The following is a 10,619-nucleotide window of genomic DNA, read 5'->3' as shown; positions in this document are numbered from 1 at the left end:
CTGTTTTAAAGCGCAATGTTGATTTTAACCGCTTAGTTGATTGGAGCGGAAGGCGCGTAGACTCCTGGGGGATCAGCATTGAAGTGAGACCCCGCAGGAGCGCAAGCGACGAGGAGGCTCGCAAAATGCCCCCCGGAAAGCGAAGCGCCTGGAGAGGAAATCAACGGCCAAATTTCAAAGAGCCAGAAATAAAAAAAGGGGGATCCAGAAAGTTAATCGAAACTTACTTTCTGGACAGCCCCTTATTGTTTGGCGGGCAGTTATAGTTTACATAAATGATGTAATAATGTTATTTTATTAACAGGATTTTCATACTTATCAAGAGAGAGGAAGGCAATCGATGATTATTACAGACGAAGCCCGTGATCTGTTAAAGCAGATCCTTGTGGATAAGAATTCAAGCGGCATCCGCGTTTATTTCGCCGGCTTTGGCTGAGGAGGGCCACAATTGGGGATGGCTCTGGATGAGCCAAACGAAAATGATAAAGTCCTTACTATTAACGAAATTCAGGTGGCGATTGATCCCCAAATTATCGCTGAAGCTGATGATCTAGTCGTTGAGTACGATGCAGGCAGAAATGCAATTGTACTAAGCGGAAATGAAAGTGAATGTCATTAAAAGGCTTGTTCCCAGCGGGGATTTTTAAACCGCTTGGGACAAGCTTTTTTTCATGAATAAATATCATGGGTTTTGGAAAAATACAGGCGAGGTGATCCAATGAAGAAAATAACACTTTTATTTGCGATATGCTTTTTGCTTGTTCATTCCATTCTGCCAGTGACTGCGTTGGCGGTAAATAATGAGAAAAAACAGGAAGTGGATTGTGCAAAGAAGCAGGATATAAGAAATAAGGAATATAACGAAGCAGTTATGGAAGATATTTTTTCAAGCTTTGGACATAAATATGATGAAATTATTGATCAAAGCATGTACGTGAATTTTATTGACCTTATGAAATATACTGTCCTTTCGGGCGAAAAAACTAACATGCTGGAAAGCTTGAAGGAGCTTATGGAAGGAAAATCTGTTGGTGAAAAAAGAATTTATTTTTTCCATGGCGACCCTAATACTGCTTATATTTTCTATAAGGACCTCGAAAACCAGAATATAGCTGTTCATATCGAGCGCAGCCAGGAGACCTGGGCAGTAAAAGATACACAGATAAAAAAGGGAAAGAAGATTCCGTTCATTCGGGAAAAATGTGAAGATGATTATTTTATGAAACGAATGTTTAATAATCTATATCAAAAACAAGAATAGTTAGTTCAATCACTTTATGCCTATACTAGAATTTTCCAGACCCATACGCCGCTAAACGGGCGCCTTCCGCTTTTTAGTGGATGGCGCTTTTTTTGAAGCGGCCGCCTCTGACCTCTGAAATATTCGCTACGGCTAGAAAAGCATTTGGGTCGAGCTCCTCGACTATAGACTTAAGTTTAGCTTCTTCTAAGCGTGTAATCACGCAGAAAATGACTTTTTTATCGTCCCCTGTAAAAGCACCTTCACCATTTAAATAGGTGACACCTCGTCCAAGTCTTGCCAACAGGGCTTCCCCAATATCTTGGTGACGTTCGCTGATAATCCAGACTGATTTGGATTCATCAAGTCCCTGAATAACGATATCTATCGTTTTATAGGCTATGAAGTATGCTAATACCGAATACATGGCTCTGTTCCATCCGAATACAAAACCAGCTGAGGTGAAAATAAAGACATTGAAGAACATGACGATTTCGCCAACTGAAAAAGGAAGTTTTTTATTTGCAATGATGGCCAGAATTTCTGTTCCATCCAAAGAACCGCCATATCGAATGACAATACCAACACCTGCTCCCAGAATCATCCCGCCGAAAACTGTAGCAAGGAGCGGATCAGATGTAAAGACAGGCACATCATGAAGAAGAGCTGTGGAAACAGAAAGAACAGTAATTCCCAGCAATGTGGAAAGAGCGAATGTTTTACCAATCAGTTTATATCCTATATAAAAAAAGGGGATATTTAATGTGAAGATAAAGGCACCAAGCTTAATTCCAGTCAGGTGCGACAAAATGATGGAAATTCCCGTAATTCCGCCGTCTAAAATTTTGTTTGGAACTAGAAACTCCTCAATTCCTACACCCATTAAGGTTGATCCGAAGGTTATAAAAAAAATAACCTTTATTATTTTTATTTTACTTAAACCCTTATGTACGGTCTGAATAGCTACTTGTTCTGTTGGTGTTTCGATCATATACTTCCCCCTCATAATTTAATTTATTAACTATTCTATTATATCACTTTTTTCTGTATTTTTTACAATACCTTAACAATCATACAAATTTTAGTAACATTGCTCAGTTAAATGCCATTGAATTAGATTTAACACAGCCAATTACATGAAAAATGATCTGAAAGTCTGAATAAATGATTAAATTGACTGCCTTTTTTCCCTTTGTTAGAATTATTAACATTATATAAGAATTATATTTTTCCTGTATATATCCAATAATATGGATTGGATGTCTCTACCAAGCTGCCGGAAATAGCTTGACTACAGGAGTGAGAATTTTGCCATATGGCAAATCCTTCTCCTGTGGAAAATATGGCAGCTTCGCATGATGCGGAGCTTTTTTTATTTTTACAAAAGGGGAAAATTCTATGGATAAATATTTTCAGTTCCAAGAAAGAGGAACGAATTTTAAACAAGAGACGATTGCTGGCTTAACCACTTTTCTGTCAATGGCATATATTTTAGTTGTTAATCCTATTATATTAAGCCAGGCAGGTATGGATAAAGGAGCAGTTTTTACTGCTACAGCATTTTCAGCTATTATAGGTTCATTGCTCATCGGAATCTTAGCCAACTATCCAATCGGGATTGCTCCAAGTATGGGGCTTAATTCATTTTTTACCTTTTCAGTTTGTATTGGAATGGGAATTCCCTGGGAAACGGCCTTAACAGGTGTATTTGTTTCTGGAATACTGTTTGTTATTTTAAGTTTATTAAAAATCCGTGAAAAAATAATCAATGTCATTCCAAAAGATTTAAAGCATGCCATTGGCGCCGGAATTGGCTTTTTCATTGCTTTTGTCGGGCTTAAAAATGCAGGCCTGATTGTTGCTAGTGAAGGGACGTATGTTGCCATCGGAAATCTTAAGTCTGCCGGAACAGGATTAGCTATTTTCGGGTTTATTATTACGATTATCATGCTTGTCAGGGGTGTGAAGGGGGCTATTTTCTACGGTATGGCCATATCCTCTGTAGCTGGGATGATCTTAGGTGTGATAGAACGCCCAGATAAAATTATCGGGGCCATTCCGAGTCTTAAGCCTACATTTGGTGAAGTATTTTTGCATCTTGATACCATTTTTACCCCGGAAATGATTGCTGTAATTTTTACCTTTTTATTCGTTGCCTTCTTTGATACAGCTGGTGCATTAATTGCCATCGCCAGCCAGGCAGGGATTATGAAAAATAATGAAATTCCAAACGCAGGCAGAGCACTTCTTGCTGATTCAGGAACGACCGTCATTGGATCTATTCTTGGAACGTCTACAACGGCATCAATGATTGAATCAACCGCAGGTATTGCAGCAGGGGGAAGAACGGGTTTTACATCCATTATCATTTCGGCCCTGTTTGCGATTGCTTTATTTTTCTCTCCGTTATTAAGTGTGATTACGGCTGAGGTGACCTCTCCCGCTTTGATTATTGTCGGAGCGTTAATGGCAATGGAGGTAAAGAACATTGATTGGGGAAAAATTGAAATTGCCATTCCAGCGTTCATTACGATTCTTATGATGCCGCTGACATACAGCATAGCAACAGGAATTGCTTTAGGGTTTATTTTATATCCGATTACGATGCTTGCTTTAGGCAAGACAAAGGAAATTCATCCAATCATGTACGGATTATGTATTGCATTTATTGCTTATTTTGCTTATCTTTCATAAACACAAAAGGCTGCCAATTGGGCAGCCTTTATCATTAATCTTTAATGTCTTCTTTGATCTTCTTCATTAATGTCTTCATTTCCTGATGCATTTTTTCTTTATTAACTCCAAGACCTTCCATTATTTCTTTAAAGCTTTTCCCATCCTGTTTCATCTGTACAATCTCACTAAGATCTTTACCACTTGCCTTTGCCATCGCAGCACCTGCTACAATAAATCTTAATGGAACCCCATTATTGACCCATCCGTTAATTTCTTCCTCTGTTTTACCAGTATATTCGGCTACTTCATCAATAACATCATCTTTGTGTTCCTGAAGGAATTTTTCCTTTTTCTCATGGCAGTCTTTTTTCATCTTTTCAAGATCAAGACCATAGTGCTGAGCTGTTTCTTCCCAAGAGCCTTTTTCTTTATAGGTTTTAAGAACTTCATCAATGTTTTTATCAGCATATTTGGCAATATGCGCAGCTTTTAGTATATCCTTTTTGGAATGGCCTTCCTTTAAGAGGCGGTCCATTTCATCCTGTTTAATAAAATCATGCTGGTACTCCTGGTCACCTTTTTGCTCTGTTCCTGTCTGATTTTGTGCGGCAGCATTAGGTGTATGAACTAGGGCGGTGCCAAGAAGCAGAAAACCTAATGCAAAAGTAATGAACCATTGCTTTCTCATTTCTTTTTAACTCTCCTTTTTTAGTTTAGAATAGGATTATAGGTTTAGCATGTCCAGAAACGATAAACAAATGTGGAAAAAATAGGTTTCTAATAAATCTTTTTATAAACATAAAAATAATTTGGATATCAGCCGATAAATGGGGAAGGTGTTTTTTTATGAGGATTCTAGTTGTAGAAGATAATGAAAGTGTTTGTTCAATGCTTGAAATGTTTTTTATGAAGGAAGGATATGAAGGAGTCTTTGTCCATAATGGCCAGGATGGCTTTGAACATTTTAATAAAGGGCACTGGGATTTAATTATTCTAGATTGGATGCTTCCGATCATGGATGGTGTGACACTTTGCCGAAAAATCAGGGAGCTTAGCCAAGTTCCGATTATTATGCTGACTGCCAAAGATAGTGACTCTGATCAGGTGCTTGGGCTCGAAATGGGAGCAGATGATTATGTGACAAAGCCTTTTAGCCCACTGGCATTAATGGCGCGGATTAAGGCAGTGACACGGCGTTTCCATTCAGATGCACCTGGAAAAGCAGAGGAAAATGTCATCACCAGCCAATATTTTAAAATTAATAAGGACTCCCGTGAGGTTTTCTTTAACGGAAAGCAGCTGACAAGTCTTACTCCAAAGGAATTTGATTTACTTTATTATTTTATTAAAAATCCAAAGCAGGTATTTACGCGCGAGCAGCTATTGGACAGGGTGTGGGGATACCAGTTTTATGGGGATGAACGGACAGTAGATGTCCATATTAAGCGGCTAAGAAAAAAGATAGGCACAGCTCAGCAGCCGTTCATTCAAACTGTTTGGGGCATTGGCTATAAGTTTGATGAAACGGTGACAGAGGATGAGAATTAAATTCTTTTATCAGCTGCTGATCAGCCAGATCAGCATTCTTATTCTAGCTTTTATGATTTTGAGTTTGTCCTTTAGTCAATTTGTTGAAAACTATATTTTTCAAAATAAGGTGGAGGAGCTTGAGGATTACGGGGAGCAGATACTGACAGATTTAACCGTCCGTTTCGAAGGAACAGAAGAGTTCTTGAGTGAATACAGCCAAATTCTTGATACTAGGCATATTCAGTATCTGCTCTTTAATTACGAGGGGAAGATTGTCTATCCAAAATTAAAAAGTGCGCCGCTGATTCAATTAACAGAAAAAGAATGGACAGCTATTTCCGCTGGGAAAAAAGTTTCTGTTAAGCATGATATTAAACGATTCGGCCAGGAGGTCTCACTTGTAGCGCTTCCGCTGATGCAAGGGGACAAGCTTGCCGGGGGAATCCTGCTTCTTGCTCCTATAACAGGCACCATGCAGATGATTAGCCAATTAAATCGGTTTTTGTTCTATACGATTGCTATCTCATTGACAGCTGCGCTATTTATCAGCTTTATATTTTCTAAAAGCATTGTAAAGCGAATTAAAGATATCCGGAATGCGACTTCGATGATCAGTGCGGGGAATTACGATGTTCATGTTCCAGACATCAATCAGGATGAAATTGGCCAGCTGGCAACAGATTTTAATAATATGGCGGCAAAATTAAAAAGATCCAGCGAAGAAATAGAGAGACTCGAAAATAGACGAAGGAAGTTTATTGCCGATGTTTCCCATGAAATGAGAACGCCATTAACCACCATCAGCGGAATGGCTGAAGGGATTAAGAATCAATTGATTCCAGAAGAAGGCATTGATAAAGCCATGGGCTTAATTGACCGGGAGGCAAAAAGACTGATCAGGCTTGTCAATGAAAATCTTGATTATGAGAAAATAAGATCTAATCAATTGAAGCTTAATAAAGAAGAGGTAAACTTGCATGAAGCGTTTGAGGTTGTAAAAGAGCAATTAATGCTGCAGGCAAAGCAAAAGAATAATGAAATCACCATCAGCTGTGATGAGGGACTGAAGGTTTTTGCTGACTATGACAGGCTGACCCAAATCTTGATTAATATCGTGAAAAACAGTAACCAATTCACAGAAAATGGGCATATTGCCTTAACAGGCCGAAAAGAAGATCATGAAATTGTTATTGATATCGAAGATACAGGGATAGGAATTGACCCTGAGGAAATTGAATCCATTTGGGATCGGTTTTACAAGGCTGATCTTTCAAGAACAGGGACAGCCTTCGGAGAATTCGGCATCGGTCTTTCTATTGTCAAACAGCTTGTTCAGCTGCATAAGGGAAAGATTGAGGTCAGCAGTCAAAAAGGAGAGGGGACGGAGTTTACCATTCGATTCCCGGAAAAGGAAGAATAAAAAAAATCGGCGAGAACTTCATTTCGCCGATTTTTTTTATTTTAGCCCCAATTAAACGACTTGAGTTTCTGTCAAGGGTATTGATTTTGAGGGCGTGTTGTCATTTTCATTCTCGGTTTGATTTTCAGGAACTTTTGTCACTTCCACATACTTGATATGATGTTCCTCCATATCAATAATCTTGAAGGAGTAGGGTCCAAATTGAATGGAATCCCCCTGTTTGGCTTCATAATTTTCTGTTAAGATCCATCCGCCGATCGTATCAACATCTTCATCATTGATATCAGTTCCTAAAAGGTCATTAACCTCACTGACAAGTATCTTTGAATCAAAAATATAATGTTCGTCACCGATTTTCCGTACTTCCGGAATCTCATCCATATCAAATTCATCGCGGATTTCTCCGACAATTTCTTCAATAATATCCTCAACCGTTACAAGACCGGATGTTCCGCCATATTCATCCATTAAGATAGCCATATGAATTCTTTCCTTTTGCATCTTAAGAAGAAGATCATGAATCGGAATCGTATCTATTACCCTAATAATTGGGCGGGTATAGGTTTCCAGCTTATTTGTTGTTAAGTCTCTGTTTTTGATAAGATCTGTCAGGACCTCTTTAATGTTGACTAAGCCAATGATATGATCCTTATCTCCATCAATAATCGGATAACGGGTGAACTTTTCTTCATAAACTGTCTGCAAAAAGCCTTCAACGGTGTCGTCTTTTGAAAATGAAACAATTTCTGTTCTTGGCACCATGATTTCTTTGGCAATTCGGTCATCAAAATCAAAAATTTTATTTACATACTTAAACTCTGATTGGTTGATTTCGCCACTTTCATAGCTTTCAGATAAAATAATTCGAAGTTCTTCTTCAGAATGAGCGAGTTCGTGTTCAGAGACAGGCTTTAGGCCAAAAAGTCTGGAAATTAGTCGAGCAGACCCGTTTAAAGCCCATATAAATGGGTACATTACCTTGTAGAACATAATTAACGGTCGGGCAGTCAACAGGGTTACTTTTTCCGCTTTTTGAATCGCAAGTGTTTTTGGCGCCAATTCTCCTACAACTACGTGCAGGAAGGTTATAAGGGCAAAGGCAATCCCAACAGAAAGTATATGGCCAGCAGACAATGGAATGTTCAATTTGTCAAGGACAGGTTTTAGCATGTGGGCGATAGTCGGTTCCCCGAGCCACCCAATTCCAAGAGCCGTAATTGTAATACCTAACTGACAGGCAGATAAATATTCATCCAGATTACTGATTACTTTCTTTGCTGCAAGTGCACTTTTATTTCCCTCTTCAACCAACTGATCAATTCTTGAACCTCTTATCTTCACAATGGCAAATTCTGAAGTCACAAAAAATGCCGTCAAAGCAATTAAAATGGCTATAATAACCAAGTTAAATATGTCCAAATAAGTTTCCTTAGCCTGCGCTTTGCAGGAAAGGAGTCACCTCCTGATAAAGTGAAAAATTGTACTAAACTATAATTCTAGCGTACTCTTAATCTTTTCTTTTGAATAGCATTCCTATATTTCGAACAGTAATCAATGGTTCGTTTTGATACATATGCAATAGATGCTATCACATTAATTTGACAAACTGCCCCATCTGATCACCCCAATTTTCTTTTGATAAAAATTTGTTTTATTATAATTATATGTTAGATAAAACCGTTCAGTCAAACGTAATACTTTACAATAAATAGGTTACTTTAATTTATTAGGAAAAAAGGGGAAATATGAGTTTGAATTTTCAGATAAAGTAATAAAAGCTGAGCCAATTGGATCAGATGCTTTTGTAAGCTATTGATCCAAATTTGCATCAGCTTCTTTTTTTGTTTTTTTTACCTCGATGTATTGAATATGGTGGCCGTCAATTTCTTTAATAATGAACTGATAGCCATCAAAGGTGACGAAATCGCCCTTTTCCAGATCGAACTTCTGCGTAAGGACCCAGCCTCCGATTGTATCTACTTCATCCTCATCAATTTCGGTTCCAAGTAAATCATTTGTATCTTCAATAAGGAGTTTGGCATCCAAAATATAATGGTCAGGTTCGATTTTTTGTACGAATGGGAGCTCATCGGCATCGAATTCGTCACGAATTTCACCGACGATTTCCTCGAGTATATCTTCAGCAGTTACTAATCCTGCCGTTCCGCCATATTCATCAAACAATATGGCCATATGTGATCGTTCCTTCTGCATTTTTACGAGAAGATCATGAATTGGCACGGTTTCAATCACACGAATAACTGGTTTTATATACTGGGTGACCGGATTTTTCTCTTCACATTGTTTTCGTATGCAATCAGTGAGAATTTCCTTAACATTGATAATTCCAAGGACATTGTCCTTGTCACCATCCATGATAACAGGATATCTCGTGTATCTTTCATTTAAAACGATTTCCAGCACCTCAGAGAGCGTTGCCCCCTCATCAAGGCAGACGATCTCTGTTCGGGGAACCATAATTTCTTTGGCAATTCGGTTATCGAATTCAAAAATATTATTGACGTATTTGTATTCGGATTGATTTATTTCGCCGCTTTTTAAGCTTTCCGAAAGAATGATGCGCAATTCTTCCTCTGAATGGGCTATTTCAAGCTCAGACACTGGTTTTAATCCAAACAGACTCGTAACAAATCTTGCCGAATGATTTAGGATCCAGATAAAAGGAAACATGACCTTGTAAAACCAAGTTAGCGGCTGGGCAAAGGCAAGCGTGATGTCCTCTGCCTTATGAATGGCAAATGTTTTGGGTGAAAGCTCACCAATAACCACATGTAAAAAGGTAATTACGGAAAAGGCTATGATAAAGGAAAGAATACTGGATACAGACGCCTGTAAAGCGAACTTTTCGAATATAGGCTTAAGCAGCCTTTCCACCGTTGGTTCTCCTAGCCAGCCTATACCTAAAGCTGTAATCGTGATGCCCAGCTGGCATGCTGATAAGGACTCATCAAGATTGGAAATTACTTTTTTAGCGGCGATTGCCTTGTTATTGCCTTCAGCTATCAGCTGATCTATGCGAGAAGAACGGACCTTGACAATCGCAAATTCCGATGCAACAAAAAACGCAGTTAAGGCAATTAGAAGGACTAGAAGAAAAATATTAAGAACCATACATATCCTCACAAAAAAATGTAAGGAGTTTCACCTCCTTACATTTTATTGTACCCGCATCAAATATTTTTACGCTTTCCACTCATGCTTTAGCATGCCATACACTGCTAAATCATGATGATGATCGTAAAGAAACTCACCATCGCGGATAATTCCCTCCTGGACAAATCCAAGACGTTCTGGGATATTTCTGCTCTTTTTGTTTCCGACTCCGCAGCGGATTTCAACGCGGTTTAAGCCAAGCTCAAAAAAAGCGTAATTGGTTAAAGCGCGAACGGTTTTGGACATAATCCCTTTTCCTTCAAATCCCTTCGCTAAATAGTAGCCAAGGCTTGTCTTTCCATTTGACCAATCAAACTCGTGAAAACCAACGCAGCCGCAGAGCTCACCTTTATAGCGGATCCCGGCATTAAACCCATTATCTTCAGCAAATTGCTTTAGCCAAATCGAAATAACAGAGTAATATTGCTCATAACTTACCATACTGTCTACCCATGGAAGCCATTCTCTTAGGTGGCTTCGGTTGCTATCCACTAAATAAAAAAGTTCTTTGGCGTGGCGCTTCTGGAATAGCTGCAGTTCGATATCTTGGTCAACTTTTAAAACAAACATAAAAAATAC

At 38.7% G+C, this 10,619-nt stretch carries 10 protein-coding genes, 1 pseudogene and 1 riboswitch; of the genes and pseudogenes, 6 read left to right on the top strand and 5 right to left on the bottom strand.

Translation table 11 applies throughout. The features are described from left to right. The 3 genes and pseudogenes from AC1Q59_RS19460 to AC1Q59_RS19450 form a co-directional block, all read left to right on the top strand. Positions 1 to 266 (top strand): annotated as a pseudogene (locus AC1Q59_RS19460) (hypothetical protein); the annotation flags it as partial. A 182-nt stretch (positions 267 to 448) separates the two neighbouring features. After that, the gene (locus tag AC1Q59_RS19455) at positions 449 to 619 is read left to right on the top strand and encodes a hypothetical protein (protein WP_492367528.1); all 171 of its coding nucleotides are present in this window, start codon (positions 449 to 451) and stop codon (positions 617 to 619) included. 99 nt (positions 620 to 718) lie between these two features. Continuing rightward, positions 719 to 1,261: a hypothetical protein gene (locus tag AC1Q59_RS19450; protein ID WP_492367527.1), complete on the top strand. Its 543-nt coding sequence runs from the start codon at positions 719 to 721 to the stop codon at positions 1,259 to 1,261. Positions 1,262 to 1,334: 73 nt separating this feature from the next. Here the strand turns inward: AC1Q59_RS19450 and AC1Q59_RS19445 are convergent, their stop codons facing one another. After that, positions 1,335 to 2,231, bottom strand: coding sequence for a YitT family protein (locus AC1Q59_RS19445; protein ID WP_492367526.1), 897 nt, complete (start codon positions 2,229 to 2,231; stop codon positions 1,335 to 1,337). A 221-nt stretch (positions 2,232 to 2,452) separates the two neighbouring features. Beyond that, positions 2,453 to 2,554, top strand: a riboswitch (purine riboswitch). Positions 2,555 to 2,638: 84 nt separating this feature from the next. On the opposite strand from AC1Q59_RS19445, the gene AC1Q59_RS19440 reads away from it, so the two are divergent. Beyond that, positions 2,639 to 3,934: an NCS2 family permease gene (locus AC1Q59_RS19440; RefSeq protein WP_492367525.1), complete on the top strand. Its 1,296-nt coding sequence runs from the start codon at positions 2,639 to 2,641 to the stop codon at positions 3,932 to 3,934. Positions 3,935 to 3,968: 34 nt separating this feature from the next. Here the strand turns inward: AC1Q59_RS19440 and AC1Q59_RS19435 are convergent, their stop codons facing one another. After that, positions 3,969 to 4,604 (bottom strand): hypothetical protein, encoded by a 636-nt coding sequence (locus tag AC1Q59_RS19435; RefSeq protein WP_492367524.1) that lies wholly within the window; start codon positions 4,602 to 4,604, stop codon positions 3,969 to 3,971. 158 nt (positions 4,605 to 4,762) lie between these two features. Between AC1Q59_RS19435 and AC1Q59_RS19430 the strand changes: the two genes are divergently transcribed. Then, positions 4,763 to 5,464 (top strand): winged helix-turn-helix domain-containing protein, encoded by a 702-nt coding sequence (locus AC1Q59_RS19430; RefSeq protein WP_492367523.1) that lies wholly within the window; start codon positions 4,763 to 4,765, stop codon positions 5,462 to 5,464. Next, positions 5,454 to 6,866, top strand: a complete 1,413-nt coding sequence (locus AC1Q59_RS19425) for an ATP-binding protein (RefSeq protein WP_492367522.1) — start codon at positions 5,454 to 5,456, stop codon at positions 6,864 to 6,866. Before AC1Q59_RS19430 ends, AC1Q59_RS19425 begins: the two co-directional genes overlap by 11 nt. Positions 6,867 to 6,917: 51 nt before the next feature. Here the strand turns inward: AC1Q59_RS19425 and AC1Q59_RS19420 are convergent, their stop codons facing one another. From AC1Q59_RS19420 to AC1Q59_RS19410, 3 genes are all read right to left on the bottom strand, one after another. Then, complete coding sequence (locus tag AC1Q59_RS19420) at positions 6,918 to 8,285, bottom strand: hemolysin family protein (RefSeq protein ID WP_492367521.1); 1,368 nt, start codon at positions 8,283 to 8,285, stop codon at positions 6,918 to 6,920. Between the two features lie 390 nt (positions 8,286 to 8,675). Beyond that, a complete protein-coding gene (locus AC1Q59_RS19415; RefSeq protein WP_492367520.1) occupies positions 8,676 to 9,998 on the bottom strand; it encodes a hemolysin family protein in 1,323 nt (440 codons plus the stop codon). A gap of 69 nt (positions 9,999 to 10,067) precedes the next feature. Then, on the bottom strand, positions 10,068 to 10,610 hold the full coding sequence (locus AC1Q59_RS19410; protein WP_492367519.1) for a GNAT family N-acetyltransferase: 543 nt from the start codon (positions 10,608 to 10,610) through the stop codon (positions 10,068 to 10,070). Positions 10,611 to 10,619 lie beyond the last annotated feature (9 nt).

The sequence above is a fragment of the Cytobacillus sp. MT66 genome (assembly GCF_058792595.1).
The sequence above is the reverse complement of the archived record's forward strand: the minus strand, read 5'-3'. Positions and strand labels throughout refer to the sequence as shown.

Excerpts from the sequence above, each read along its gene's own strand:
- AC1Q59_RS19450 (WP_492367527.1), top strand. The coding sequence starts at position 719 with ATGAAGAAAATAACACTTTTATTTGCGATATGCTTTTTGCTTGTTCAT.
- AC1Q59_RS19445 (WP_492367526.1), bottom strand. The coding sequence starts at position 2,231 with ATGATCGAAACACCAACAGAACAAGTAGCTATTCAGACCGTACATAAG.
- AC1Q59_RS19440 (WP_492367525.1), top strand. The coding sequence starts at position 2,639 with ATGGATAAATATTTTCAGTTCCAAGAAAGAGGAACGAATTTTAAACAA.
- AC1Q59_RS19435 (WP_492367524.1), bottom strand. The coding sequence starts at position 4,604 with ATGAGAAAGCAATGGTTCATTACTTTTGCATTAGGTTTTCTGCTTCTT.
- AC1Q59_RS19430 (WP_492367523.1), top strand. The coding sequence starts at position 4,763 with ATGAGGATTCTAGTTGTAGAAGATAATGAAAGTGTTTGTTCAATGCTT.
- AC1Q59_RS19425 (WP_492367522.1), top strand. The coding sequence starts at position 5,454 with ATGAGAATTAAATTCTTTTATCAGCTGCTGATCAGCCAGATCAGCATT.
- AC1Q59_RS19415 (WP_492367520.1), bottom strand. The coding sequence starts at position 9,998 with ATGGTTCTTAATATTTTTCTTCTAGTCCTTCTAATTGCCTTAACTGCG.
- AC1Q59_RS19410 (WP_492367519.1), bottom strand. The coding sequence starts at position 10,610 with ATGTTTGTTTTAAAAGTTGACCAAGATATCGAACTGCAGCTATTCCAG.